Source organism: Micromonospora sp. DT63 (genome assembly GCF_049841615.1).
Classification (GTDB): Bacteria; Actinomycetota; Actinomycetes; order Mycobacteriales; family Micromonosporaceae; genus Micromonospora.
This window is the reverse complement of the sequence record NZ_JBNCKQ010000005.1, coordinates 89,131-114,641: the sequence shown is the minus strand read 5'-3', so window position 1 is coordinate 114,641 and position 25,511 is coordinate 89,131. Positions and strand designations below refer to the sequence as shown.

Here is a 25,511-nt window from a genome sequence, read left to right as displayed (position 1 = left end):
GCACCTCCACCCGCCCGTCCCCCGGGCGTCTCATCAGTACGCGGGCCGCGACCGAGAGTATTCCTCCGACGGCCTCGGTCGCCACCCCTCGGGATGAGCAATTCACGGATCCGGGCGCACAAAGTCGCCCATATCCCCACTTTTCGGTATCTGATCAACCAATACTTTTCGTTATCTGACCACTCCACGATCGGTCGGAACCGACGCGTCGCCGGACCAGGGTAGCGGGCGCGACCCGACACGCCCGACAACCGACCCACCCCGTACGCCGGCACCGACTGGGACCGGCGTGTCGTGTCCGGGTCCCGCGAACGCGTCAGGTCCGATCCCGTCGGGCGGTTGCCGACGCCACCTAGCATCAGCCCCGGGACACCCACCGTGACGGAGAGGACCTTCGATGATCAAGCGACTGGCCGGGCTGGCCGGAGTCGGCGTGCTGCTCGCCCTCGTGCTGGCCTGCGGTTTCGGCGGCGGGGACGACGATGACGACGACGATGACGACTTCGCCCGCGGCGCGGCCGTGGTGGCGGTGCGCTGACGATCCGGTGAGCCGCGGCCGACCGGGTTTGCGCCCGACCGGCCCGGGGCACTGCGACATCAGCGAAACCTGCCGCGCTGGACAGACGCCGAGGTCCGAAGTGGCCGGCGGCTTCGGCACCCGAGGAGGTAACCACGATGTTCGGAACCAACCTGCTGGACCGGCGCAGCAAGCCGGAGCGGATCGCGGACCAGGCGTGGGAGCACCTGCTCTCCGCCGTCAGCTCCGCAGGCGACAGTGTCCGGGACACCGCCCGTTCGGCCCGTCGCAGCAGCGGCGATCTCGCCGACGGGGCGGGTGACCTGGTCGGCTCCGCGGCGGAGGAGGCCCGTCGTCGGGCCTCGCGCGCCTTCGACGCGCTCGCCGGGCGCCAGCCGGCGCTGCCGTGGACGCTCCTGATCGGGGCCGCGCTGGTCGGCGCGGCGGTCGGCTGGGCCGTCGGCTCCGCTGCCCGTGCCGCCGGCAGCCGGGACGACCGCGCGGTGGACGACGTCGAGTTCGTCGACGTCGACCGCCCCAACTCCCCCGTCGGCCTGGACGACTAGCTCCCGACAACCCGAACGGGCCCCGCCGACCTTCTGGTCGACGGGGCCCGTTCGCATTGCCCGCTCGGTGGCTCGACGATCGGGATCGGGCCGGTCCGCCGGGGTGCCGGACCCCTCAGGCAGCCCCGGCGGACCGGTGTTCTCGGGTGGCCCGGACGACGCCGGGCCACCGGGTCAGCGACTCGAGCAGCTCACGGTGGCCGGTGGCGCGTTGCTGCCGGTCCAGGAAGCGAGGAAACCGATCGTGGTGCTGGCGCCGGCGCCGAGCGCGCCGTTCCAGCCGCTGTCCACGACCGAGACGACCGCCCCGGTCTGGGTGTGGGTGCCGCCCCAGAGCTGACTGATCTGCTGGCCGTTGGGGAAGGTCCAGCCCAGCGTCCAGCCGGCGATGGGCCGGGTGCCCGGGTTGCTGACCACCACTTCCGCCTGGAATCCACCCGACCAGGAGCCGGTCACCCGGTAGGCCGCCGCACATCCCCCAGCCGGGGGCGGCGTGGTCGGAGGCGGCGTGGTCGGAGGCGGCGTGGTCGGAGGCGGCGTGGTCGGAGGCGGCGTGGTCGGAGGCGGCGTCGTCGGAGGCGGCGTCGTCGGAGGCGGGGTGGTCGGCGTGCCGCCGGTGCGGTCGGCGACCAGGATGCCGCGACCGTTGGTGCCGAGGTAGACGCGGCCGTAGACGCGGGGGTCGCCGGTCAGCGCCTCGGTCGGGTTGCCGTACTGGTGGCGGTCGTCGTTGATGCGGACCCAGGTCGTTCCGCCGTCGTCGGAGCGGTGCACGCCGGCCTGACCGTCCACGGTGCCGTAGAGGAAGACGGCGGGGTTGGTCCGGCCGGGGGCCGCCTTGCCGAAGCCGACGTTGCCGGAGGCGCTGACACCGCCCAGCTTGGTGAAGCTGGCACCGGAGTCGGTGGAGCGCCACAGCCCACCCGGCCCGGCCAGCCACAGCTCACCCGTCCGACCGGGCAGCGCCTTGAACCGTACGTCGGTGGTGGGCAACCCGGTCGCCGCCGTGGCGGTGAAGGTCGCGCCGCCGTTGGTGCTCAGGTAGACCCGCCCGCCGCTGAAGCCGTAGAACCGGTTGCTGTCGACCCGGTCGGACTCAATGATCGCGTTGGCGGGGATGCCGGTGGACGGCGACCACGAGTTGCCGAAGCCGACGGAGTAGACGACGCGCTGGCCGGCGTCGCCGGGCGACCAGACGAACCGGCTGCCGTCGGCCGCCGCCGCGACCGTGCCGCCGGTGTTGACGCCGGACGGCTCGGTGCCCTGGAACCAGGTCGCGCCGCCGTCGGTGGAGAAGGCGACGTGGCTGTCGTTGGGACGGTCCGCGTCGGTGAAGTTGCCGGCACGGACCAGCACGGCCGGCTTGCTCTCGGCGTAGTCCAGGCTGGTGGTGCTCGTGAAGACTGGCTGGGTGAAGAGCATTGACGGGATGGTGTCGAGGTCGGTGTGTCGGAACCCGCCGACGTCGCCGAGCGCGCTGATCAGTGGCGCCCCGCTGGGCGGGCTGATCAGGTCGAGGACTGCGGTCTCCTCCAGGCCCCGGACCATCGGCCGGAGGGTGAGCTGACCGCCGGTGTCCCACTTGGTGAGGTCCGTGGTGCCGTAGATGGTGGCGCCGGTGCCGTACATCATCCGGTTGGAGTCGTGCGGGTCGATCTCGACCGACTCGTTCATCCAGCCGAGCTTGGGCGTCTCCTCCGGAGGCGCCGGGTTGGTGCCGAAGGTCAGCCAGGGCACCGAGCTGATGTCCATGGTGTAGCGCTTGGACCGCTGCGGGTAGCTGGTGAAGTCCCAGATCCGGGTCCAGCTCGCCCCGCCGTCGGTGCTGCGGAAGAAGATCGCGTCCGGCCACCAGGAGACCTGGGTGGCCACCATCAGCGTGTTCGGGTGCTGCCGGTCGATGGTCAGACCGCTGTAGCCGAAGTAGTCGTCGCCGCTCGTGGAGGGAATCGGGCTGATCCGCGTCCAGGCACCGGTCGAGCGGGTGAACTTCCAGACGTCGCCCTTGCCGCCGTCGTACGGGCCGCCGGTGTCGCTGGTGGCGATGTAGAGGTGACCGCCGACCGGGTCGACGACACCCTTGTGCGCCAGGTAGCCGGTGGGTTGCCCGGGGATACGCGTCCAGGTCACACCGCCGTCGGTGCTGCGGTAGACGGGATTCTCCTTGTCCGCCACGCCCACGTAGATCGTCTGGGTGGTGGACCCGGCGGTGCCTGTGCTCTTGTCGAAGCTGACCCAGGTGAGGCCCTGGTTCTGCCCGTTGTAGCCGTTCGGGTCACTGGGGTCGGCCCGGTAGTTGCCGGCGTTCGGGAAGGCGGTGACCCGGGCCCACGTGGCCCCGTAGTCGGTGCTGCGCCACAGCCCGTTGCCGCCCTCGGCGCCGTAGTAGACGATGTTGTTCCGGTTGGGGTCGACGGCCAGCCGCTCCCCCATGCCCCGGCCCGGCATGTTGCCACCGTTCTTGAACGGCAACTCGGTGATCTGCCAGGTGGCGCCCTTGTCGGACGAGCGCAGGATCGCGCCGTTGTTCGGGTCCCAGCCGTTGGTGTACATGCCGACGGCCGCGTACACCCGGTTGGTCTGCACCGGGTCGGTGGCGATGCTGACGACGCCGTTGTAGCCCCAGCGGTCCGCGCCGACCCAGTCGAGCAGCGGCGTCCACGACTGGCTGGACTGCTCCCAGCGGTAGGCCCCGCCGATGTCCGTCCGCGCGTAGATCAGGTTCTTCTCGGTGGGGTTGAAGACGATGCCGGGCACGAAGCCGCCGCCGCCGACCGGGACGTTGCGCCAGGTGTACGCCTCGGCGGCGGCCGGGGCCGCGGCAGAGCCCGCGGCGGTGATGGGGACCGCCACGACGGCCGTGGCGACCGCCAACGCCGACACGAGAGCGCCGGCCAGTGATCTGGGCATCTGTGGTTCCTCTCCGGGGGTGGAGACCCGGGAGACGGGATCGACCAGTGTGACGTCGCGGCTCGGGGGACGGGCGACGACGCGGGGAAGGATCGACCGGAGGTGGTGCGCCGTGGCCCGGGGGACGGACGACGACGCGGGGGGACGGATCGGAGCTTGCCCTGGCTCCAACCACCCGACGCGAGGCTCCCGCGATCGAGGAACGCACTCACCCTAACCGATTCGACGCCGCTATGGAAGCGCTCCCATCATCGACGGCGGTGCCCGGTCGACGCGCGGCACGGGCAGGTCCGGCCGGTCCGTCGTCCGGATCGGGTGAGGTCCGCTCACCCCGGTGGCCGGCACGATCGGACCCCGGCGGGCCTGCCGGCCACGGCCGTCACCCGGTCCGCCAGCCAGCGCACGCAGCGGAGGGAGGGCCCGATGGCCGTCGCGACGATCACGCGGACCGACCAGGACATCCAGTCCGCCGTACTCGACGAGTTGACCTGGGAACCCCGGGTGCAGCCGCACGAGATCGGCGTCACCGTCGCCGAGGGCGTCGTCACGTTGACCGGGCGGGTGGACAGCTACGCGAAGAAGTGGGCCGGGGAACGGGCCGCGCACCGGGTCGTCGGAGTACGGGCGGTCGCGAACGATCTGACCGTGCAGCTGCCCGGCGGCGACGAGCGTGCCGACCCGGACCTGGCCGCCGCGGCGGGCCACGCCTTGGAGTGGGACGCGTTCGTGCCCATCGAGAAGCTCCAGGTCACCGTCTCGGCCGGCTGGGTGACGCTGCACGGCGAGGTCGAGTGGGAGTACCAGCGCCGGGCCGCCGAACGGGCGGTCTGCCGGCTCACCGGCGTACGGGGGGTCAGCAACGGCGTCACCGTCCGGCCGAACGCGCCGCCGGACGGCGTGAACGTTGCCGATCAGATCGTGGACGCGCTGGCCCGGGCCGGCGCCACCGAGGCCGAGCGGATCACCGTCCGGGTGCACGGCGACACGGCGGTGCTCGCCGGACTGGTGCATTCCATGCCCGAACGCGCCGAGGTGGAGCAGGTGGCCTGGTCCGCACCGGGCATCCGGGAGGTTCAGAACCACATCGCTGTCGCACCGGTCCTGCGCTGAGCGCGCAACCACCCGGGGCGGGTGAGCCGGCCTCACCCGCCCCGCCGGCAGGCTGGGTGCATGAGTGATCCGAACGGGCTGATCCAACCCGGGCGCCCCGCGCCCGGCTTCACCCTGGCGAGCACTCCGGACGGGCGCCAGACCGGCCCCGAGCAGTTCCGGGGTCGCCCGGTCGTGCTCGTCTTCTACCCCGCCGACTGGAGCCCCGTCTGCGGGGACCAGATGTCGCTCTACCAGGCGGCGGCACCGGTGTTCGACCAGTACCAGGCGATGGTGCTCGGCATCTCGGTGGACAGCATCTGGTCGCACCGGGCGTTCGCCGAGAGCAGGGGCATCGCCTTCCCGCTGCTGTCCGACTTCGAGCCCAAGGGCGAGGTGGCCCGCCGGTACGGCGCGTACACCCCGCAGGGTGAGGCGGCCCGGGCGCTGGTGGTGCTCGACCAGGCCGGGACTGTGGCGTGGAGCTACCTGTCGGCACCCGACGTCAACCCGGGCGCGGACGGGATCTTCGACGCCCTGGACAACCTCGCCCGCGATCGGAAGGTGATGGCCGGATGACCACGCCACTTCAGGTCACCGCCCGGCTCCGGGAGCCGGTGACCATCGAGGACCACGTCCGCGGGCCGTCCAACGCCCCGGTGACGATCATCGAGTACGGCGACTTCCAGTGCCGGTTCTGCGGTGCCGCGTACCCGAACCTGCACGAGTTGCTGCGCCAGCGCGCCGACACGGTACGGCTGATCTACCGCTACTTCCCGATCGCCAACGTCCACCCGTACGCCGAACGGGCCGCTGAGACGGCGGAGGCCGCCGCGTCGCGGGGCAAGTTCTGGGAGATGCACGACTGGCTGTACGAACACCAGGACCAGTTGGACCCCGTGCACCTCTCGCTCGGCGTCGAGCAGCTCGGCCTGCCCACGGACGAGCTGAACGCCGAGGTGGAGCGCGGGGCGTACGCCGACCGGGTCCGTCGGGACTTCGTCGGCGGTATCCGCAGCGGTGTCAACGGCACGCCGACGCTCTTCGTCAACGACGTCCGGCACGACGGTGGGTACGACCTGCCCGACCTGCTGGCCGCCGTGGACGCGGCGGCGAACGCCTGACGTGACGCCGGTCCGGGCGGCTGCCCGGCCGCTCAGATCAGCCGCAGCTCGCGCGCCCGCCGGACCGCCTCGCGCCGGCGGGTCGCGCCGAGCTTGCGGTAGATGTTGCGCACGTGGGTCTTCACCGTGTTGATCGACAACGACAGCTCGGCGGCGATCTCCACGTTGGACAGGATGCTCTGCAGGTAGCGCAGGATGGTCAACTCCCGCTCGGTGAGCGGCTCGTCGAGCAGTCCACCCGGCTCGGCCGCCGGCCGGGGTGTGCTCTCCTCGACGCCCCGGACGAGATCGCTGACCAGCGAGAAGTGCGCGGTGCCGGCATCCAGGTGGGCGGCCAGCAGGTCCCGCACCGACGGTTGGGCCCGGGTGAACGCCCGGCGGCAGCCCTGCGGGCCGGCCAGGTCCAGCACCTGCTCCAGGACGCGTCCGGCCCGGCGTGCGTCCCCGGCCCGGTCGGCGAGCACCGCCTCCAGCAGGCCGGCGTCCAGGCGTACCGGAAGGGGCCAGTCGGCGGCCGGCGGCGCCTGCCAGCCCGGCAACGCCCGCCCGGCGGCGCCGAGGTCCCCGGCGCGCAGCTCCAGCCGGGCCAGCGCGACGTCGAGCGCCGGGGTGGCCGCCTCGCCGGTCACATCGGCCAGCAGGTCGCGGGCGCTGTCCAGGTCACCCCGCTCGGCCCGGGTCTCGACCTCGGCCGCCCGGAGCAGGCCGGACAGTTCGGCGGCGGCCGGCTCGTCGGGCAGCGCCTCCCGGGCGCGGGCGAGCAGCCGCTGGGCGGCCGCCGGGTCGCCGGCGTCCCGGTCGAGCGCCGCGCGACACCACGCGAAGACCGCCGCCGCCACCGGCTCCGCGCTCGACCCCGACCGGTCGGACGTACCGGCCTCGGCGAGGCCGACCCCACCGGCCGCTCCCGCCGGGCCCGCCGTGCCCGCCACGCCGGTGGCCGGGGCGGCGAGCGTGAGGTTCGCGACAGCTTCCTCGGGCTGGTCGCGGTGCAGGGCCACCACCGCCAGCGCCAGGTACGCGTAGCCGCAGTCGAGCCGGCAGGACCAGCCTCGACAGAGCGGCATGCCCAACGCGTCGCGGGCCGCCGCCTCGGCCGCGCCCAGGTCACCGCGCACGGCGAGCAGGAGCGCGGAGCGGCTGGCGGCGACCAGCTCGGTACGCGGCCGACCCGCCTCCCGGGCCGCCGCCCGGGCGCGGACGAACCGCCCGTCGGGCAGCGCGCCGGCCGACAGCTCGACGAGACCCAGCGCGGTGCCCGTGAAGGCCCGCAGGTCCGCGTCGTCGGCGTCCGACGGGCGGGTCGACAACGGCTCGGGCACCCGAGCCGCCCGGCCGTCCTGCCCGACCGCCTGGCGATCCGGCACCCCGACCGGTGGGCTGTCGGTCGGGCGGGTACGCAGCAGCCGGGCGGCGGCGGCACGCGCCTGCGGGAGGTCACCGGCGAGCCGGGCCAGGGTCAGCTCCAGCGCGGTGGCCAGCCGCAGGAACCGGTCCCGCCGCGGCACGGGTAGCGCGCCGGCCTGCCCGGCGGCCCTGCGCAGGTGGTCGGTCGCGGCGGGCAGGTCACCGGCGTACGCGCGCTCGGCGGCACAGGCCAGAGCCACCTCCGGATCGGCGTGCACCACCTCCGGCGGCGGGGACGGCGGGGACGACGACAGCGACCCGCCCACCGGGTCGCTGTCGTAGCGGGTCAGCTCCGGCCAGTGTGCGACGAACAGGTCGCCGGCCAGGTCCCACCGGCCACCGGCGAGGGCGTGCCGCAACCCGTCGGCCGGGCGGCCCGCGCCGGCGTACCAGTCGGCCGCTCGCGCGTGCAGCTCCCGCACCTCGTCAGCGGGCATCCGGGCCAGCTCGGCGCGGAGCAGGTCGGCGAGCAGCGGGTCACAGCGGTACCAGGGCGGGCGGGTGCCCTCGGGGTGCAGCAGGCCACCGGCCCCGGCCAGGTCGGCCAGCGCCTGCCCGGCGTCCGCGCGGCCGGTCAGCGCCTCGGCCAGATCGGCGCAGACCGTCTCGGCGAGGGCCGTACGGCGCAGCAGGTCCCGGTCGGCCGGGTCGACGGCGGCCAGCACCTCCTCGTGCAGATAGCCGGCGATCTCCGGTTGGTCGCCGCCGAACTGCCCCACCCAGCGCTCGGGGTCGGGTTGCCCGCGCAACGCCAGCGCGGCGATCCGCAGCGCCGCCGGCCAACCCCCGGTGCGTTCGCGTAGCCGGCGCACCGCCGCCGCCGGCAGTGGTGCGCCGTGCGCGGTCAGCAGGTCGGCCACCTCGTCGTCGGTGAAGGCCAGCTCCTGTGGGCCGATCTCGGTCAGCTCACCGGCGAGGCGCAGCCGGTGCAGGGCCAGCGGCAGCCCGGCCCGCGCACCGACCACCAGGTGCAGCCGCTGCTCGGAGTGCCGCAGCAGGAACTCCAGCCCGGTCAGCGCCGCCGGGTCGGTGATCCGGTGCAGATCGTCCAGGACCAGCAGGACGGGCTGCTCCGCCGCCGCGAGCCCGGCCGCCAGCAGCTCCAGCTGGTCCGGGCGCGGCGGGCCGGTGGGCAGCGGCGTCACCAGGTCGTCGTCCGCCGCCCCGGTGGCCGTGCGCAACGCCGCCGCCAGGTACGCCCAGAGCCGGTCGCCGTCGTCGCCGGTCTCCACCGACACCCACGCCGGCCCGGACGTCGACCCGGGGTCGGCCAACCGGACCCAGGAGGCGAGCAGTGTGGTCTTGCCCCAGCCGGCGGGCGCGGCGACCAGGGTGACCGGGCCGGCACCCCCCTCGTCGAGCCGGCGCAGCAGGCGGGGCCGGGCCACCACCGGCTCGGGCGGCACGGTCGGGGTCAGCCGCGACGCCAGCAGCGGCGGCTGCTCCCCCCGGCGTTGCGGCGCCGTGCCGACTCGCGCGTGATCCTGCTGCTCCGGCACCCGGCCCCACCCCCACGACGCGCTCCACCCCCGGTCGGCGAGCGGTTACCCGGCCCGAACCTGTTCACCCCTTCCGGGCGAGCCCGCTTCACCCGGCCGCGACCGATGATCACGGGACGTGGACCGGGAGGACGGATGGGACCGATCAGACGGCTGGCGCGGGCGAGATCCGCTCTCGGCGCCGGCGCGTGGGCCGGGGTGGCGCGGCTGGTGCGCGTACCGCTGCGGCGTGGCCGGCCCGGCGCGGACCGCTACCGGGGCGCGGCCACCGGGTGGGAGGTCGTGACGGTGGACCGGCCCCCGGACCAGGTCCTTCCCGGCGGCCGGTGGCCGGAGCCGTTGCGCGACCTGGACGGCGCGGTCGAGGTGCGGGTACGGCCGGCGCCCGGTGACCGGGGCACCGAGTTGGCCGCTCGCCCGCTGGCCGGGGCCGTCGCGGCGACCGGTCTGGCCGCGCATCTGGTCGGCGACGACCCGCGACTGCTGGTCCGCCGGACCCTGCGGCAGGTCAAGCAGCGCGTGGAGGCCGGCGAGGTGCTGCGCGCGGACCGCTCGGCACTGGACCGCGGGGCGGCCCGCGGGTGAGGGCGCTGTGCTGGGTGGCCGCCGACGAGCTGGCGGTACGCGAGGTGCCCGACCCGGAGCTGCGCAACGAGCGGGACGTCATCGTCCGCGTCCGCCGCAGCGCCACCAGCGGCGTCGACCTGCCGCTCCTGGCCGGCCGGGACCCGCTGCTGCGCGCCGGTGACGTGCTGGGGACGGAGTTCCTGGGCGAGGTCGTCGAGACCGGTCCGGCGGTCCGGCGACACCGGGTCGGCGACCGGGTGGTGGTCGGCGCGAGTGTCGCGTGCGGCGGTTGCTGGTACTGCCGGCGGGGACGGCACTCCTGCTGCGACAACGGCGGCACCGACGTGGCGAGCGTCGATCCGGGCCTGGGGCGTTCGGACGCCGGCTGTTTCGGCCGGCCCCGCGCGGCGGGTGGCTTCGCGGGCGGCCACGCCGAGTACGTCCGGGTGCCGTACGCCGACGTGGGCGCGTTCCGGGTGCCGGACGCGGTCGGCGACGACCGGGCGCTGTTCGCCGCCGACGCGGCGCCCACCGGCTGGCTGGCGGCCGAGCTGGGCGAGGTGCGACCCGGCGACGTGGTGGCGGTGTGGGGCGCCGGGGCGGTGGGTCAGTTGACCGCTCGCGCCGCGACCCTGCGCGGCGCTGCCCGGGTGCTCGTCGTCGACAGGCACGCCGACCGGCTGCGGATGGCCGAGCGGCACGCCGGGGCGGAGACGCTGGACTACCGCAGCACCGACGTCGCGGCGGAGCTGCGGGAGCGCAGCGGTGGACGCGGCCCGGACGTGTGCGTGGTCGCGGTGGGCGTACCGCCGACCAGGTCGGTCGCCGATCGGTTGACCGGCCGGGACGTCGACCGCCCGGACGCGGTGCGCGAGGCGGTGCACGCCTGCCGCAAGGACGGTGTGGTGGTGGTGCTCGGCGGGGCCCCGGGGCACGTGGACGCGTTCGCGCTGGGCGCGGTGACGGACAAGCGGCTCACCCTGCGGGGATCGCGCCGGCCGGACCTGCGCGACGTGCCGATGCTGCTGCACCGGATGGCCCGCGACGAGCTGCGCACCGAGCACCTGGCCACCCACCGGCTGCCGCTCGAGGACGGCCCCCGCGGGTACGCGCTGTTCGCCGACCGCGCCGACGGCTGCGTCCGGGCCGTGTTCACGCCGTGACCGCGCCTGCCGATCGGCGCTGGGCGATGGCGGGTGGCAGACTCGGGGGATGGCTGGGGAGCGGGCGTACGACGTGGTGCTGTTCGGGGCGACCGGCTTCACCGGAGGGCTGACGGCCGAGTATCTTGCCCGGCACGCGCCGCCCGGGTTGCGGTGGGCGCTGGCCGGGCGCAACGCCGATCGCCTCGCCGCCGTGCGCGACCGGCTCGCCGCGATCGACCCCGCCCTGGCCGACCTGCCGCTGCTCACCGCCGACGTGACCGACGCCGGTTCGCTGCGGGCCGTTGCGGAGAGCGCCCGCGTGGTCGCCAGCACCGTCGGCCCGTACGTCCACCACGGGCAGCCACTTGTCGCGGCCTGCGCCCGGGCCGGCACCGACTACCTGGACATCACCGGGGAGTCGGAGTTCGTCGACCTGATGTACGTCCGCCACCACGCCGAGGCGACCGCCAGCGGCGCCCGGTTGGTGCACGCCTGCGGGTTCGACTCCATCCCGCACGACCTGGGCGTCTGGTTCACCGTCAAGCAGCTGCCCGCCGACGTCCCGATCACCGTGGACGGCTACGTCCGCGCCGGTGGCCGGTTCTCCGCCGGGACGTACCATTCCGCCCTCACCGCGTTCGCCCGGACCGGGGAGGCCAGCCGGGCCGCCCGGGCCCGCCGTGCGGTCGAGCCGCGCCCGGTCGACCGCCGGGTCCGGGCGGTGCCGGGCCGGCTGGCCCGCTCGACGGAGCTGGGCATCTGGACCGTGCCGCTGCCCACCATCGACCCGCAGGTGATCCGCCGGTCGGCCGCGAGCCGCCCGGAGTACGGCCCGGACTTTCGCTACCGGCACTTCGCCGCCGTGAAGCGACTGCCGACCGTGCTGGTCAGCGCGGTGGGGCTCGGCGCGGTTGTCGGCCTGGTGAAGGTGCCGCCCACCCGGCGTTGGCTGCTCGGGCGGCTCGCCTCCGGGCAGGGCCCGACCCCGCAGCAGCGGGCATCGTCCTGGTTCCGGGTCCGGTTCGTCGGCACCGGCGGCGGCAGGCGCGTGGTCACCGAGGTCGCGGGGGGCGACCCGGGCTACGACGAGACGGCGAAGATGCTCGCCGAGTCGGCGCTGTGCCTGGCGTTCGACGACCTGCCGCCGACCGCCGGCCAGCTCACCCCGGTCGCGGCGATGGGTGACGCGCTGCTGGCCCGGCTGGTCCGGGCCGGGCTCACCTTCCGGGTGATCGAGCAGGACGAGACGACCCGGGCACGCCCGGCCGCTTGACCCTCGACCAGGTCGAGGGGGCAGGATGCCCGACGTGGTGAGCGACCTGCACAGCATCGGCGAGTTGGCCCGGGCCAGCGGCCTGACCGTCAGCGCGCTGCGCTTCTACGACTCGGCGGGTGTGCTGGCGCCGGCCCTGGTCGATCCGGTGACCGGCTACCGCTGGTACACCGACGAGCAGATCGGCCCGGCCCGGCTGGTCGCGGGGCTGCGCCGGGTCGGCATGCCGGTGCCCGAGATCGCCGCCGCCGTCCGCGCCGAGCCGGCCGAGGTGCACCGGCTGCTCGACGCGCACCTGCGCCGGCTGGCCGACGGGCTGGCCGACGCCCGCCGCGAGATCGTCCGGCTCCGGGCCCTGGTCGACCCGACGCCCACGACGGTGACCACGCTGCTGCTCTCCCCCGCCGAGCTGGCCGCCGCGCTCGACGCGGTGCGCTTCGCCGTCGGCGTGGACGCGGAGCTGCCGGCGCTGTCCGGCGTGCTGCTCGACGTCGAGCCGGACGGTGTGCGGCTGGTCGCCACCGATCGGCACCGGCTCGCGCTGGCCCGGGCCGGCGCGGCCGTCGACGGGCCGTCCGCGCGGGTGCTCGTGCCGGTGGACCTCGTCGACCGGCTACGCCGGCTGCTCGACCCCGCCGACGCCCGGCCGGTGCGGCTGACAGTGGCCGGCGTCGACCTGGCGGTGACGGTGGCCGGTCGGACGCTGACGGGCACCGCCCTGCCGTACGACTTCCCGGACTACCGTCGGCTGCTGCGCGAGGCGGTCGGCGCCCGGCCGGCCGCGTACCGCATCCCGGTGGACGTGGTGGCGCTGCGCGCGGCGCTGCGCGACCCGGCCGCCCCCACGCTGGCTCGCGAGTACGCCGGCACGCCGCTGGCGGTCTCCGTCCTCGGTCTCGACGACCACGGCGGCCTGCGCCTGCTGCACCCGGCCGAGCTGTCCACGGCCGACCCGACGCCCGATCCCATGCGCGGGCTGCGGTTCGGGGTCAACGGCGGGTATCTGCTCGACGCGCTGGACGCAGCCGGCGGCCCCCAGCTGGTGCTGGAGCTGGACGGGCCGATCGCCCCGCTGGCCCTGCGCCGGCCGAACGACGAGGACACCTTCTCCGTGCTGATGCCGATCCGGCTGTAAAACCCGTCGCGCTCCCCGTAGTCGGGTGGAAACGTGCGCGACGGTAGCATCTGTTGGTTCACCAGTGAACCCCGGACGGAGGCGTACGGAGCAGCATGCTCGACATGGAGTTGATCCGGAAGGATCGCGAGGCGGTGGCGACCGCGCTGGCGAAGCGTCTGGATCCCGCCGAGGTCGATCGGGCCCTGGACGAGATTCAGCGGCTCGACCAGGAACGGCGTTCCCTGATCACGGAGATCGATGCCGACCGGCAGCGCCGCAAGGCGGAGGCCCGGGCGTACGCGCAGGCGAAGCGCGCCGGCACCGAGCCGCAGGTCACCGCCCCCGACGCGGAGCGTAAGCAGCTCGCCGAGCTGGAGTCCCAGTTGGACGAGGTGCAGGCCCGGCTGCGCGACGCGATGAGCGAGCTGCCGAACCTGCCCAGCGACGACGTTCTGCCCGGCGGCAAGGAGGCGAACCGGGTCGTCAAGACCTTCGGCGAGCCACCGGCGATCGAGAAGGTCCGCGACCACGTGGAGCTGTCCCGCGCGCTGGGTCTGGTCGACTACGAGCGCGGCGTCAAGCTCGGCGGCTCCGGCTTCTGGATCTACACGGGGGTCGGCGCGCGGCTGGAGTGGGCGCTGCTCAACTACTTCGTCGACCAGCACATCAAGGCCGGGTACGAGTTCCTGCTCCCGCCGCACCTGCTGCTCGACTCGGCCGGTTTCGCCGCCGGCCAGTTCCCCAAGTTCTACGACGACGTCTACCACCTGGACTCCGACTCCGCGCCGCGCGGGCAGTTCCTGCTGCCCACGTCGGAGACGGCGATCCTGGGCGCGTACCAGGACGAGATCCTGGAGACCACGAAGCTGCCGTTGAAGGCGTTCGCGTACACGCCCTGCTACCGGCGCGAGTCGGCCGGGTCGCACTCGGACGAGCGCGGCACGGTGCGCGGGCACCAGTTCAACAAGGTGGAGATCTTCCAGTTCACCCTGCCCGAGCAGGCGGACGCGGCACTGGAGGAGATGCTCGCCCACGCCGAGAGCCTGGTCGAGGGGCTGGGTCTGCACTACCAGCGGACGCTGCTCTCGGCGGGCGACGCGAGCGCCTCGATGAAGAAGACCCTCGACATCGAGGTGTGGATGCCGAGCACGGGCAAGTACAAGGAGGTGTCGTCGGTCTCCTGGGCCGGCGACTACCAGGCCCGCCGGGCGGCCATCCGCTACCGCGAGCCGGGCGCCAAGCAGACCCGCTTCGTGCACACCCTCAACGGCTCCGCGCTGGCCACCAGCCGGCTCTTCCCGGCCATCCTGGAGCAGAACCAGCAGCCCGACGGCAGCGTCCTGATCCCCGAGGTCCTCCAGGACCGCCTGGGAACAGACCGCCTGACCCCGCGCTGAACCCGGCGTTGATCATGAAGTTATTGCCCCTCACCTCGGCGTGTCGGGGCAATAACTTCATGATCAACAGGGCGGCGGCGGGTCAGGGCTGCCAGGGTCAGCAGCGCCGCCAGGGTCGTCAGGAGCACCGCCGGGCCTACCGTGTCGACGGTTTCGGCCAGGGCGTGCTGCACCTGCGAGGCCGCGCGGATGATCGGATCTTCGAGAGCTTCCCGGCGGCCGGCGGCCAGCCGTAGCTCGTACCAGCCGTACCAGGCGACGTACCCACCCGCGAGCAGCAGCACCAGGCCGCTGAGCCGGGGCACCAGCGCGCCGGCGACCCGCAACCGGGCCACCAGCGAATCGCGCAGCAGCGCCACGCCGAGCGCGGCGACAGCGACCACCAGACCCATCCCGAGGGCGTACGCGCCGAACAGCGCCAGCCCGCGGCCGGTCGAGCCGGCCTGGAGGCTGGTCACCACGATGGCCAGGAACGGTGCGATGGCGCAGCCCAACGACGCCAGCGCGTACGCCGCGCCGAACAGCGCCATCGACGGCCAGGACCTCGTCAGCCGGGGCGCCCGCGCGGACCACCCCGGCGCGGGCAGCCGCCGACCGGCGAGCAGCCAACAGCCGGCCACCACCAGCAGCAGCCCGAGCGCCACGGTCAGCCACGGCAGCCGGGGACGCAGCCAGCCGGCCAGCGGCGCGAGCGCCAGGCCGAAGGCGCCGAAGACCACCACGTACCCCAGGGTGAGCCCGGCCGCCGCGGTGAGCGCGCGGCCGACCGCGCCGCGGGCGTCCGACGCTCCGGCGACCAACAGCGAGAGGTACGCGGGCAGCAGCGCGAAGCCGCACGGGTTGACCGCGCCGAGCATGCCGGCGGTCAGCGCGAGCAGCAGCGGGGCGGTCACGCCCCGGCCAGGGCGGCGACGCGGGCGCTGAGCGCCTCACCGTCCAGGAAGCCCTGATGGACGACGGTGCCGTCCCGGTCGATGATCACGAAGATGCTCTGCTCGGTCACCGTGAACCGCTTCCAGAGCACGCCCTTGCGGTCGTCGATCTGCGGCATGTCGCCGAGGTCGAACTCGCTGACGAAGTTCTTCATGTCCCGCTGCTCGCCGAGCCCGGCGACACCGACGATCGGCACGGTGTCGCGGTAGCGGGGCGCGATCTCGGCCACCGTCCACGCCTGGCTGGCGCAGGTGGCGCACCACGGCGCCCAGAACCAGAGCACCACCGGCCGGCCGGCCAGTCGCGTCGCGTCGAACGCGCTGCCGGTGAGGGTGGTGCCGGTGAAGCGCAGGATGTCCGGGACCGGGGCCGGCGCGGCCGACGGTGCGCCGGTCGCGGGGGCAGCCGGGGTGGCCGCGGAGCTGGCCGGGGTCGGCGGGGTCCCGGCGGCGGTGGCGTCGGGCGGCACCGTGCCGGTGCAGGACGCCGTGGCGAGCAGGGCGGCGACGAGCGCCCCCACGATGGCGGCGCGGGGCGGGTACGCCGCCGCTGTCCACCCGATCGGCTTGCGCATCCGCAGCTCCGTTCGACAGGTGTGGTGGTCAGTGCCCTTTCCTACTCGGCCTTCGCGAGACGCAGGGCGAGTTCCGGGCAGACCTTGACGGCCTTCAGGGCGCCCTCGCGCAGCCAGGTCGGCACGGGTGTGGTCGGGAACGCCGGATAGCCGTTGCCGTCCAGCCGGATGAAGTCCGGCACCACGTGCGCGCAGAGGCCGTGCCCGTCGCAGCGGGACCAGTCCAGGGTGAGCTTCTGCGGGTTGGGGTCGGGTGCGCCGGGCAGCCCCATGACGCCCTTGACCCGCCGGCCGCAGCCGTCGCCGGTGCTGTGCAGCCGCAGGTCCTCGGCGAAGACCTCGATCGCGGAGAGGGCGAACCGCGCCGTGCCGTCCGGGTGGCTGCACGCGCCGCGGCCCTTGACCTCGCCGGCGGCGGCCCGCACCACGTCGGCCGGTTGGCTGCCCGCCACGGCCAGGTCGACAGCGCGGGCCAGGTCCGGCAGGCCCATCTTGCACGGGCCGCACTGGCCGGCGGACTCCCCGGCCAGGTAGCGCACCACCTGGGCGGCCTCGCCGAGCGGACAGGTGTCCACACCGATCGGGACGATGATGCCGGCGCCGAGGGTGCCGCCCACCGCGGCCAGGCCCTTGCGGGAGACCTCGGCCTTCTCCGCGGCCTCCGGGGTGATCCACTTGCCGTGGTAGCCGCCCATCAGGATGCCCTGGACGTCCGGGACCTCGCACAGGTCGAGAACGTCGCGCAGCGGCATGCCCGCCGTGCACTCCACCACCGCCGGCCGGCCCGCCGCGCCGGTCACCGTGAGCAGCACGGTGCCCGGCTCGTCGTCGGTGCCGAGCGCCGCGTACTCGTACGGGCCGAGTCGCGCGCCGACGGCGAGCTGGGCGTACGTCTCGGCGTTGGACAGCAGAGTGGGCAGACCGCCGACGCCCGAGTCGCTGGAGCGCTTCTTGGTGCCCGGAGGGATGTGCGGCAGCCCGTTGATGCCGTTGACCAGAGCACCGCCCTCGCCGGAGATGAACCGGTGCGGCACGGTGACGATTGTTGTCGGCACCGGCATCCGGCGCTCCGCGAGAGCCTCCATCAGCGAGTCCCGGCCGACACCGTCGTCGGCGACGCCGATGACGATCTCCTCGGCGTCCAGCGCGTACGCGGCCAGCGCCGCGCCGTCGAGGATCAGGTGCGGAGCGCGGGTGAGCAGCACCTTGTCCTTCCAGCTGGCCGGCTCGCCCTCGGTGGCGTTGACGACCACCACCGCGGCGAGGTCCTGCCGCTCGCAGGACTCCAGCACGGCGCGCAGCTTGCGGGCGAACGGGAAACCCGCCCCGCCCTTGCCCTTGAGCTGCATGCCCTCGACGAGCCGGAGCAACTGCGCCGGCTCCATCGGACCGATCGGCCCGTGCACCTCCTCGTGCGCGGCCAGGTCGAGCCGGCCGAACTCGGCGAAGCCGGCGGTCAGCCGAGGCTCACCGACGCAGGCCACCGGCGGCACCGTCGTCCGCATCACTTCGCCTCACCCCGCAGCCCGGCCCAGTACGCCCCGTCCACGGCGTCCGCGCTGGCCTTGCGGCGCTTGGCGGACCGGCCCTCGCCGGAGGCCCGTCGGGCCCTCCGCGACGCCAGGTCGACGAGGGTGGGGGTGTCGTCGACGGGCGGCGGCACTTCCTCGGGCACGTACCGCGCCGGCGGGCGCCAGTAGTCCGGCTCCTCGGGCAGGTCATCGTCGACGCTGTGCCGGCCGCTGCCGCTGCGCGGCGCCGCCGAGATCGGGCCGGCCGAGATCGGCTCGGCGGAGACCGGGCCGGCGGAGATCGGCTCGGCAGCCTGCCAGCGGCGCGGGCTGTCCCACGGCTCCTCCGGCTCCTCGACCACCCGGCGGGGCGGCGCGGAGTACCGGGTGCCCTCGTCCTCGGAGCGGGACCGGCGGCTGCCGCGCTCGGCGGCCGGCTCCTCGGCGCGACGGCGTCGGGTCGGGGCGGCCTCCTCGTCCCGGTCCCGGCTGCGCGACGCGCGCCGCCGGGTCACCGGCTCCAACTCCTCCTCGTCGCGGAGACGGGTGCCGGTCTCCTCGACACTGCGCCGGCTCGACCGGCGGGTCGTGGTCTCCGCCTCGTCGCGCCGTCCACGCGTCGGTCGGTCGGCGTCCTGCCGAGCCGCCGGCGCCTCGTCCCGCCGTCGTCGACTGGGCCGGGTCGGCTCGACGAGCGAGCCGGGCTCGGGCACCACCGGAACGGTGAACCGCTCGGGGTCGCGCCGCCGGGGGCCGGCCGGGGCCGTCCAGGTGGCGGTGGTGGCCTCCGCCCAGGCCGGGCGCTTGTCCTCGCTCGTGTCCCGGCGGCGGCTCAGGCCGGCCAGCAGCGAGCGCCCGCGGCTCTCCTCGGTGCCCCGCCCGGCCAGCACCGCGTTCCGCACGGCGGCCTGGTGCTGCTCGCGGCTGCGCCGGCCGATGGTGACCGAGAGCCGGACCAGCAGCGCAAACACGACAAGCAGGACGCAGGCGAGGTAGCTGAGCACCACCCAGGACGCCGCGGCCCGACCGGCGTTGAGGCCGTGCAGGATCGCGAAGGGCCAGGCGAGGTACGCGGCGGAGTGCAGGGCCCGCCAGAGCCACTTCGGACCGACGCCGGCGAAGCGGGCCCGGATGATGCCGGTCCAGATCACGCTGACCATGAGCAGAGCGGCCACCGTGCCGAGGCCGACGTAGAGGCCGCGGCCACCGACGAACGGCACCAGCGAGTCGGTCGCCGCCGCGCGACCGGTAGCGATCTTGGTGAGGACGTGGAAGAACAGTCCGGCCACGCCCAGGACGCCTGTGGCGCGGTGCGCCGACTGCATCAGCACCCGGTGCGAGATGCCCAGCACCAGCCGGTCGGTGGCGAGCAGGCCCAGCATCACGGTGAGACTCAACGACACCAGGGAGATCACCCCGGCGAAGAACTCGGTGAAGAAGAAGCCGTACGCGTACGCCGTCTGACCGGCGCCGGTCAGCATTGTCGCCGCCCAGAGCGCGGCCAGCACGGACGCGATCAGCAACGTCGTCGCCGAGCGCGACCGGGTCCGCACCCCCCGACTGCTGGTGCTGGTCCGGACCTCGGTGGCCTTCTGGTTCTGCTTTGCCCGGGCCATCTGCTCCTCGATCGTCTCGCGGCGGCGTACCACCGGCCGACCCCTGCTCCCCCATCCAGTACGGACCGGCGGGGCGAGCGGATCACCCGGGGACGGAAATTTCTGGGCCGGATCGAACCGACCGACGCCGGGACGCGTGTAGCGGCCACCATGGACAGTGATCACCGTCCATGCATTGACAGTCGTTGCAACACGCTTGTAACCTTTCGGCAAATTTCAGCATGGGTTGCAAGATTCGAGCAACCGATGCGATTCCCCCGCCGCACCACCACCCCCACCCCCGCTCCCGTCAGGAGTCCCGATGCACCGACGTCGACGCGGCTCGGCGATCCTCGCCCTCGGCCTGGTCGCCAGCCTGCTCGTCCCCCTCACCGCGACAGCACCCCCGGCCGCCGCCAGCCCGTCCGGCGCCAAGAAGGTCATCGTCCAGCTCTTCGAGTGGAACTGGCCGTCGGTGGCCAGCGAGTGCCAGAGCACGCTCGGCCCGAAGGGCTACGGCTACGTCCAGGTCTCGCCCCCGCAGGAGCACGTGCGGGGCAACCAGTGGTGGCTGGCGTACCAGCCGGTCAGCTACCGGATCGAGTCCCGCAAGGGCACCCGGGCCCAGTTCCAGTCGATGGTCAACACCTGTCACGCGGCAGGCGTGAAGGTGCTCGTCGACGCCGTCATCAACCACATGTCCGGTCAGGACAACGGCGGCACCGGCTGGGCCGGCTCGTCGTACTCGCACTACGACTACCCGGGCATCTACCAGACCCAGGACTTCCACCACTGCGGGCGCAACGGCGGCGACGACATCGCCAACTACAACGACAGGTACGAGGTGCAGAACTGCGAGCTGGTCAACCTGTCGGACCTCAGGACCGAGTCGGACTACGTCCGGACGAAGATCGCGTCGTACCTCAACGACCTGCTCTCGCTCGGCGTCGACGGTTTCCGGCTGGACGCCAGCAAGCACATGCCGGCCGCCGACATCGCCGCGATCAAGGCCAAGCTGTCCCGCTCGGCGTACCTCGTGCAGGAGGTCATCTACGGCGCCGGCGAGCCGGTCCAGCCGACCGAGTACACCGGCAACGGTGACGTGCACGAGTTCCGCTACGGCAAGGACCTGGCCCGGGTCTTCCGCTCCGAGCGGCTCGCCTACCTGAAGAACTTCGGCGAGGGCTGGGGGCACCTGCCCACCGGGTCGGCCGCGGTGTTCGTGGACAACCACGACACCCAGCGCGACAGCAGCGGGGTGCTGACCTACCGCGACCGGGGGATCTACGCCCTCGCCAACGCCTTCATGCTGGCCTGGCCGTACGGCTCGCCGACCGTCATGTCCAGCTACACCTTCAGCAACCGCGACGCCGGCCCGCCCTCGGACGGCAACAACAAGACGCTGAACACCGCCTGCTACTCCGGCTGGGAGTGCGAGCACCGCTGGCCGGTGATCGCCAACATGGTCGGCTTCCGCAACGCCACCGAGGGCGCGGGCATGGCCAACTGGTACGACAACGGCAACAACCACATCGCGTTCAGCCGCAGCGGCAAGGGCTTCGTCACGCTCAACGACGAGGACTCCGCCGTGAACGGTCGCTCGTACTACACGGGGCTGCCCGCCGGCCGGTACTGCGACGTCATCCACGGCACGTACGCGGGCGGCACGTGCAGCGGACCGGTGATCACCGTGGACGGTAACGGCTGGTTCGCCGCGAACGTTCCGGCGCACGACGCGGTGGCCATCCACATCGGCGCGCGGGTCTGACCGACTCCGGGGCCTCCGGCCGGCGGGTATCGCCGAACCGGGGGCCCCGGACCGTCCACAGCCATAAAGTGGTTTGGTGCCGTTTGACCGAATGTCCCCGTACCGCCGCCGTGCCGGCTGGATCGCCGCCGGCATCGCCGTACCCGTGCTGCTGGCCGCCGCGCTGCTGGTCGGCCAGGCTCTCACCCCACGCTCGACGGCTCCCGAGAGTCGAAACGTGGTGGCAGCCGATCCGACGCCGAGCAGCGTCGAGCAGAGCCCGGAGGAGTCGGTCCCGCCGGCCGCGCCCGCCCCGGACGGCCTGCCGGTGCTCGACTACGACCCCGCACCCAGGGGTTTTCCCGCCGACCCGGCCACGATGGACGTCACGCCCCTGACCGAGGGCGTGCACCCGACCCGGCGGATCGCCGCGTACGACGCGCCCGGCGGACGGCCGCTGGCCTTCTTCGAACCGACGCTCGCCGGTGTCGAGCTGACCGTGCCGATCGCCCAGCGCCGGGTCGGCTGGACCGCCGTCCTGCTGCCCTCGGCCAACCGGCGCCTGGCCTGGCTGGCACCGGGCGGGTTCGACACCGTGGCGCTGCGCGACCAGATCGTGGTGGAGCGCAAGGTGCACCGCCTCACCTGGTACCGGGCCGGCAAGGCGGTGCGCTCCTGGGAGACGAGCCTCGGCCAGTCCGGGCAGGAGACGCCGCTCGGGCGGACCTTCGTCCTGGGGCGCACCCCGCCACCCGAGGAGGTCTACGGCGGGGTGGACATCTACGCCCTCGGGTCGGTGCCCGACGATCCGGAGGCGGTGCCGACCGGCCTCAAGGGCGCGCACATCGGCCTGCACACCTGGCACAACGACGACGACCTGGGCGAGAACACCACCAACGGCTGCATCCGGGTCACCCGCAGCGGCCAGCGGGAACTGCTCGCCGAGGTCCGACCCGGCAGCAGCCTGGTGGTCGTCGACCAGCTCCCCACCCCACCGCCGACCGCCTGAGCGAGGCCGCTCAGTCGCCGAGCAGCCAACCGTTCTGCTCGGCGATGCGCACCGCCGCCGCCCGGTTGCGGGCGCCGGTCTTGCCGATCGCCGCGGACAGGTGGTTGCGCACCGTCCCCTCGGACAGGTGCAGCGCCTTCGCCAGCTCGGCGACCGCGCCACCGGCGCGCGCCGCCCGCAGCACCTCGGTCTCCCGCTCGGTCAGCGGGCTCGCCCCGGTGGCCAGGGTCTCCGCGGCCAGCGTCGGGTCGACCACCCGCAGGCCCGCGTGCACCCGGCGGACCGCGTCGGCGAGCTGCCGGGCCGGGGTGTCCTTGACCACGAAGCCGTTCGCGCCGGCCTCCATGGCGCGACGCAGGTAGCCGGGCCGACCGAACGTGGTCACCACCAGCACCCGGCACGCCGGCAGCGCGGCCCGCAGCGCGGCGGTGGCGGCGATCCCGTCCAGGCCGGGCATCTCCACGTCCAGCAGGGCCACGTCGGGCGTGTGCTGGAGCGCTTCGGGCACCACCTCGTCGCCCCGGCCCACCTCGGCCACGACTGTCAGGTCCGGCTCCAGCGAGAGCAGGGCAGCCAGCGCGCCCCGCACCAGCGCCTGGTCGTCGGCGAGCAGCAGCCGGATCGGCGCCGACGAGCCGCTCACCGGGCCTCCGCCGGGGCGTGCACCCGCAGCAGGAATCCGCTGCCGTCCCGCCGCCGACCCACTGTCACCACGGCATCCAACCGGCGGGCCCGCTCTCGCAGACCCACCAGCCCGTACCCGCTGGTGTCGGGAGTGGACGGCCCCCGACCGTCGTCGCCGACCTCGACCCCGTCCGGGCGCACCCGGATCGTGCAGCACCGCGCCCCGCTGTGCCGGACCACATTCGTCACCCCTTCGCGTACCGCCCAGCCGAACAACCGGTCCCACTCGGGTGGCAGCTCCGGCGTCTCGGCCGGCACCTGGGCCGCGATGCCCGCCGCGGCGAGGGCGGACTGCGCGCCGGCCAGCTCACCGGCGAGGGTGACCTCCCGGTACGCCCCGACGGTCTGCCGCACGTCCGCCAGAGCCGCCCGCGCCAGCTTCTCCACCTCGGCGATCTCGGCGGCCGCCCGGACGGTGTCGACCTCGATCAGCCGCCCGGCCAGCTCGGCCTTGATCGCCACCACGGTCAGCGAGTGCCCGAGGATGTCGTGCAGGTCGCGCGCGGCGCGGGCCCGTTCCTCGGCGACCGCGAGCCGGCCGATCTCCTGCTGCGCGGCCTGCAACTCGCTGTTGCGCTGGGCCAGTCGGGACACGCCGAACATGGCGAACGAGGCGAGCAGCACCGCGAAGACGATGCCGTTCTCCGCCTCCCAGCCCGGCACCAGCCAGGACGCCAGCGCGGGAGTCACGGCGCAGAGCGCCACGGTGACCGCCGCCTCCCACGGCGGCAGCAGGAACACCCCGGCCGCGGCCACGTAGACCAGGGTCGCCAGCCAGTCGCCGTCGGTGCCCGGGATGCTCGCCAGGCCCACCGCGAGCAGCACCAGCAGGGCCACCCGTGCCCGCCCCGCCGGGATCGGCAGCAGCAGCTGGCGCAGCCGGCGGGCCCACTGGAACAGCAGCACGTAGCCCAGACCGAAGACGACCAGGGCGGTCACCCCGACGACCCGCCGCCACGGCTCCGGCTGCTGCAGCGCCGTGGAGATCGGCACATTGAGGAAGAACAGCCACACGGCGGCCAGCAGCCAGCCGATGTACCGCCAGTGGCGGTTCATCGGCTGGGGCTGCCCCGTCGGGAGGTCCATCGGCTCCACGCTAGCGGTCGCGGCGGTCAGACCCGAGCGGTGTCCCGGCGGAACAGCCGGGCCGCGCCGACGCCGAAGGCCAGAGTCCAGAAGACCATGTTGGCCACCCCGGCCATGCTCACCCCGTCGCCCGTCAGCGGTGCGCGGGCCAGCTCACCCATCCCGTACACCGGGGTGAACTTCGCGACCTGCTGAAGCACGTGCGGCAGCACCTCGACCGGCACGAACAGCCCGCCGAACATGGCCAGCACCGCCAGGATCGGCCCAATGAACTGCATGACGTTCTCGGCCGGCACCAGGTAGCCGATGAACAGACCGAACGCGGCGAAGACCAGCGAGCCGAGCCACGCGGCGAGCCCGGACAGCAGCCAGACGTCCAGCGGGAGGCGGACGCCGGCCGCGGCGCCGACCACGAACTCGATGACGACCGCGATCAGGCCGAGGGTCATCGCTGTCGCCACCTTCGTCGCCACGTAGGCGGTCGGGCGCAGCGGGGTGAGCCGCAGCTGCCGGCTCCAGCCCAACGCGCGCTCGGTGGCCACCGCGCCGCCCGCGCTGGTGGTCGCCACCATCGCCGCGTACACGGCGAGGCTGATCATGACGTACGCCGTCACGGGTCGGCCGTTGTCCAGCGTCTGCCCCCGCTGCGGCAGACCGAAGATGAGGAAGAAGACCGCCGGCATGATCAGCGTGAAGGCGAGGGTGCGGCGGTTGCGCAGCACCCGGCGCAGTTCGATGCCGAGGACTGCCGGGGCGAAGCCGCCCATCGCGGGCAGCCGGCGGTCGGGCTGGGTTTGACTGTCGGTGCGGGTGGCGGCGGGGGTGGCCGGCAGGGTGGACATCTCAGGCTCCGATGCGCTCGGTGGTCAGGGCGAGGAAGGCGTCCTCGAGGTTGCGGGAGGTGATCTCCACGTCCCGGGCGGCGGTCCGGGTGAGCAGGTGACGGGCGATCGCGTCCGAGTCGCCGGTACGCACGAGGACGCTGTCGCCGCGTACCTCCACGGCGTCCACGCCGGGCAGCGCGGCGAGCGCGGCCTGGTCCGCGCCGGGCAGGGTGGCCCGCACCGTACGGCCGGCGGCCAGGTTCTTGATCTCCGCGGTGGTGCCGTCGGCAACGATCCGTCCCTGCCGGACCAGCACGATCCGGTCGGCGTACGCGTCCGCCTCGTCCAGGTAGTGGGTGGCGAAGATGACGGTCCTGCCGTCGCGGGCGTCGCGGCGCAGGGCCTGCCAGAAGTCCCGGCGGCCCTCGACGTCCATCCCCGTGGTCGGCTCGTCGAGCACCATCAGGTCCGGGTCCGGCAGCAGGGCCAGGGCGAAACGCAGCCGCTGCTGCTGACCGCCGGAGCACCGCCCCACGATCCGGTCGGCGATGTCGGCGATGCCGGCGCGCTCCAGCACCTCGGCGGCCGGGCGGGTGTGCCGGTAGAAGTGGGCGGTCATCCGCACGGTCTCGCCGACGGTGAGGTCCTTGAGCAGCCCGCCGGTCTGGAGTACGGCGGCGACCCGACCCCGGGCCACCGCGTCGTCGGCGGTGCCGCCCAGGACACGGACCGTGCCCGCGTCCGGGCGGGCCAGGCCGAGCAGCATGTCGATGGTGGTGGTCTTGCCCGCGCCGTTGGGGCCGAGGAACGCCACCACCTCGCCGGGCTGCACCCGCAGGCTCAGCCCGTCGACGGCGGTGACCGTACCGAAGGTCTTGGTGAGGCCGTTCAGCTCGACGGCCGGATGCGTACTGGTCATGGCATAGATGCTCCGGCG

Annotated in this window: 22 protein-coding genes; 12 read left to right on the top strand and 10 right to left on the bottom strand. The window is 74.0% G+C overall.

Annotated elements, in window-relative coordinates; translation table 11 throughout:
- The first annotated feature begins 397 nt into the window (after positions 1–397).
- Positions 398–538 carry a hypothetical protein gene (locus tag ACLQ27_RS19585; protein WP_234589220.1) on the top strand — a complete coding sequence of 47 codons (141 nt, stop codon included), beginning with the start codon at positions 398–400 and terminating at the stop codon, positions 536–538.
- 137 nt (positions 539–675) lie between these two features.
- A complete protein-coding gene (locus ACLQ27_RS19580) occupies positions 676–1,083 on the top strand; it encodes a hypothetical protein (protein ID WP_234589221.1) in 408 nt (135 codons plus the stop codon).
- Between the two features lie 174 nt (positions 1,084–1,257).
- On the opposite strand, the gene ACLQ27_RS19575 is transcribed toward ACLQ27_RS19580, so the two are convergent.
- Positions 1,258–3,993 (bottom strand): cellulose binding domain-containing protein, encoded by a 2,736-nt coding sequence (locus ACLQ27_RS19575; protein WP_425868003.1) that lies wholly within the window; start codon positions 3,991–3,993, stop codon positions 1,258–1,260.
- A gap of 423 nt (positions 3,994–4,416) precedes the next feature.
- Between ACLQ27_RS19575 and ACLQ27_RS19570 the strand changes: the two genes are divergently transcribed.
- From ACLQ27_RS19570 to ACLQ27_RS19560, 3 genes are read left to right on the top strand one after another with little or no spacing between them, the layout of a single operon-like run.
- A complete protein-coding gene (locus tag ACLQ27_RS19570) occupies positions 4,417–5,103 on the top strand; it encodes a BON domain-containing protein (RefSeq protein ID WP_357496460.1) in 687 nt (228 codons plus the stop codon).
- 60 nt (positions 5,104–5,163) lie between these two features.
- Positions 5,164–5,661, top strand: coding sequence for a redoxin domain-containing protein (locus ACLQ27_RS19565; RefSeq protein ID WP_357496458.1), 498 nt, complete (start codon positions 5,164–5,166; stop codon positions 5,659–5,661).
- Positions 5,658–6,206, top strand: a complete 549-nt coding sequence (locus ACLQ27_RS19560) for a DsbA family protein (protein ID WP_234589225.1) — start codon at positions 5,658–5,660, stop codon at positions 6,204–6,206. The genes ACLQ27_RS19565 and ACLQ27_RS19560 overlap by 4 nt, the downstream gene beginning before the upstream one ends.
- A gap of 32 nt (positions 6,207–6,238) precedes the next feature.
- Here the strand turns inward: ACLQ27_RS19560 and ACLQ27_RS19555 are convergent, their stop codons facing one another.
- Positions 6,239–9,112, bottom strand: a complete 2,874-nt coding sequence (locus ACLQ27_RS19555) for a LuxR C-terminal-related transcriptional regulator (protein ID WP_425868000.1) — start codon at positions 9,110–9,112, stop codon at positions 6,239–6,241.
- A gap of 144 nt (positions 9,113–9,256) precedes the next feature.
- On the opposite strand from ACLQ27_RS19555, the gene ACLQ27_RS19550 reads away from it, so the two are divergent.
- The 5 genes from ACLQ27_RS19550 to serS all read left to right on the top strand — a co-directional run bounded on the left by ACLQ27_RS19550 (position 9,257) and on the right by serS (position 14,611).
- On the top strand, positions 9,257–9,697 hold the full coding sequence (locus tag ACLQ27_RS19550) for a hypothetical protein (RefSeq protein ID WP_425868318.1): 441 nt from the start codon (positions 9,257–9,259) through the stop codon (positions 9,695–9,697).
- The gene (locus tag ACLQ27_RS19545) at positions 9,694–10,842 is read left to right on the top strand and encodes an alcohol dehydrogenase catalytic domain-containing protein (RefSeq protein WP_425867998.1); all 1,149 of its coding nucleotides are present in this window, start codon (positions 9,694–9,696) and stop codon (positions 10,840–10,842) included. Before ACLQ27_RS19550 ends, ACLQ27_RS19545 begins: the two co-directional genes overlap by 4 nt.
- A 49-nt stretch (positions 10,843–10,891) precedes the next feature.
- Positions 10,892–12,097, top strand: coding sequence for a saccharopine dehydrogenase family protein (locus tag ACLQ27_RS19540; RefSeq protein WP_357575116.1), 1,206 nt, complete (start codon positions 10,892–10,894; stop codon positions 12,095–12,097).
- A gap of 25 nt (positions 12,098–12,122) precedes the next feature.
- Positions 12,123–13,232: a MerR family transcriptional regulator gene (locus tag ACLQ27_RS19535; protein ID WP_357575115.1), complete on the top strand. Its 1,110-nt coding sequence runs from the start codon at positions 12,123–12,125 to the stop codon at positions 13,230–13,232.
- A gap of 95 nt (positions 13,233–13,327) precedes the next feature.
- On the top strand, positions 13,328–14,611 hold the full coding sequence (gene serS / locus ACLQ27_RS19530) for a serine--tRNA ligase (protein WP_425867996.1): 1,284 nt from the start codon (positions 13,328–13,330) through the stop codon (positions 14,609–14,611).
- A gap of 20 nt (positions 14,612–14,631) precedes the next feature.
- On the opposite strand, the gene ACLQ27_RS19525 is transcribed toward serS, so the two are convergent.
- From ACLQ27_RS19525 to ACLQ27_RS19510, 4 genes are read right to left on the bottom strand one after another with little or no spacing between them, the layout of a single operon-like run.
- Complete coding sequence (locus ACLQ27_RS19525) at positions 14,632–15,504, bottom strand: cytochrome c biogenesis CcdA family protein (RefSeq protein WP_357575113.1); 873 nt, start codon at positions 15,502–15,504, stop codon at positions 14,632–14,634.
- Positions 15,501–16,118, bottom strand: coding sequence for a thioredoxin-like domain-containing protein (locus tag ACLQ27_RS19520; RefSeq protein WP_357575112.1), 618 nt, complete (start codon positions 16,116–16,118; stop codon positions 15,501–15,503). Before ACLQ27_RS19520 ends, ACLQ27_RS19525 begins: the two co-directional genes overlap by 4 nt.
- Positions 16,119–16,159: 41 nt before the next feature.
- Positions 16,160–17,626, bottom strand: coding sequence for an NADH-ubiquinone oxidoreductase-F iron-sulfur binding region domain-containing protein (locus ACLQ27_RS19515; RefSeq protein WP_374109279.1), 1,467 nt, complete (start codon positions 17,624–17,626; stop codon positions 16,160–16,162).
- A complete protein-coding gene (locus ACLQ27_RS19510; RefSeq protein ID WP_357575111.1) occupies positions 17,623–19,278 on the bottom strand; it encodes a hypothetical protein in 1,656 nt (551 codons plus the stop codon). The genes ACLQ27_RS19515 and ACLQ27_RS19510 overlap by 4 nt, the downstream gene beginning before the upstream one ends.
- A gap of 268 nt (positions 19,279–19,546) precedes the next feature.
- On the opposite strand from ACLQ27_RS19510, the gene ACLQ27_RS19505 reads away from it, so the two are divergent.
- Both ACLQ27_RS19505 and ACLQ27_RS19500 read left to right on the top strand, forming a co-directional pair.
- Positions 19,547–20,992 carry an alpha-amylase gene (locus ACLQ27_RS19505; RefSeq protein WP_234584436.1) on the top strand — a complete coding sequence of 482 codons (1,446 nt, stop codon included), beginning with the start codon at positions 19,547–19,549 and terminating at the stop codon, positions 20,990–20,992.
- A gap of 76 nt (positions 20,993–21,068) precedes the next feature.
- Complete coding sequence (locus ACLQ27_RS19500; RefSeq protein WP_425867994.1) at positions 21,069–21,980, top strand: L,D-transpeptidase; 912 nt, start codon at positions 21,069–21,071, stop codon at positions 21,978–21,980.
- A 10-nt stretch (positions 21,981–21,990) separates the two neighbouring features.
- On the opposite strand, the gene ACLQ27_RS19495 is transcribed toward ACLQ27_RS19500, so the two are convergent.
- From ACLQ27_RS19495 to ACLQ27_RS19480, 4 genes are read right to left on the bottom strand one after another with little or no spacing between them, the layout of a single operon-like run.
- Entirely contained in the window at positions 21,991–22,623 is a 633-nt protein-coding gene (locus ACLQ27_RS19495; protein ID WP_425867992.1) for a response regulator, read from the bottom strand.
- Entirely contained in the window at positions 22,620–23,750 is a 1,131-nt protein-coding gene (locus ACLQ27_RS19490; protein ID WP_425867991.1) for a sensor histidine kinase, read from the bottom strand. Before ACLQ27_RS19490 ends, ACLQ27_RS19495 begins: the two co-directional genes overlap by 4 nt.
- A 26-nt stretch (positions 23,751–23,776) precedes the next feature.
- Positions 23,777–24,592, bottom strand: coding sequence for an ABC transporter permease (locus ACLQ27_RS19485; RefSeq protein ID WP_425867989.1), 816 nt, complete (start codon positions 24,590–24,592; stop codon positions 23,777–23,779).
- Position 24,593: 1 nt separating this feature from the next.
- The gene (locus tag ACLQ27_RS19480) at positions 24,594–25,493 is read right to left on the bottom strand and encodes an ABC transporter ATP-binding protein (RefSeq protein WP_234584431.1); all 900 of its coding nucleotides are present in this window, start codon (positions 25,491–25,493) and stop codon (positions 24,594–24,596) included.
- Positions 25,494–25,511 lie beyond the last annotated feature (18 nt).

Coding starts and splice junctions, on each gene's coding strand:
- ACLQ27_RS19570 (WP_357496460.1), top strand. CDS start 4,417: ATGGCCGTCGCGACGATCACGCGGACCGACCAGGACATCCAGTCCGCC.
- ACLQ27_RS19490 (WP_425867991.1), bottom strand. CDS start 23,750: ATGGACCTCCCGACGGGGCAGCCCCAGCCGATGAACCGCCACTGGCGG.
- serS (WP_425867996.1), top strand. CDS start 13,328: ATGCTCGACATGGAGTTGATCCGGAAGGATCGCGAGGCGGTGGCGACC.
- ACLQ27_RS19535 (WP_357575115.1), top strand. CDS start 12,123: ATGCCCGACGTGGTGAGCGACCTGCACAGCATCGGCGAGTTGGCCCGG.
- ACLQ27_RS19520 (WP_357575112.1), bottom strand. CDS start 16,118: ATGCGCAAGCCGATCGGGTGGACAGCGGCGGCGTACCCGCCCCGCGCC.
- ACLQ27_RS19585 (WP_234589220.1), top strand. CDS start 398: ATGATCAAGCGACTGGCCGGGCTGGCCGGAGTCGGCGTGCTGCTCGCC.
- ACLQ27_RS19540 (WP_357575116.1), top strand. CDS start 10,892: ATGGCTGGGGAGCGGGCGTACGACGTGGTGCTGTTCGGGGCGACCGGC.
- ACLQ27_RS19480 (WP_234584431.1), bottom strand. CDS start 25,493: ATGACCAGTACGCATCCGGCCGTCGAGCTGAACGGCCTCACCAAGACC.
- ACLQ27_RS19560 (WP_234589225.1), top strand. CDS start 5,658: ATGACCACGCCACTTCAGGTCACCGCCCGGCTCCGGGAGCCGGTGACC.
- ACLQ27_RS19505 (WP_234584436.1), top strand. CDS start 19,547: ATGCACCGACGTCGACGCGGCTCGGCGATCCTCGCCCTCGGCCTGGTC.
- ACLQ27_RS19580 (WP_234589221.1), top strand. CDS start 676: ATGTTCGGAACCAACCTGCTGGACCGGCGCAGCAAGCCGGAGCGGATC.
- ACLQ27_RS19485 (WP_425867989.1), bottom strand. CDS start 24,592: ATGTCCACCCTGCCGGCCACCCCCGCCGCCACCCGCACCGACAGTCAA.
- ACLQ27_RS19575 (WP_425868003.1), bottom strand. CDS start 3,993: ATGCCCAGATCACTGGCCGGCGCTCTCGTGTCGGCGTTGGCGGTCGCC.
- ACLQ27_RS19565 (WP_357496458.1), top strand. CDS start 5,164: ATGAGTGATCCGAACGGGCTGATCCAACCCGGGCGCCCCGCGCCCGGC.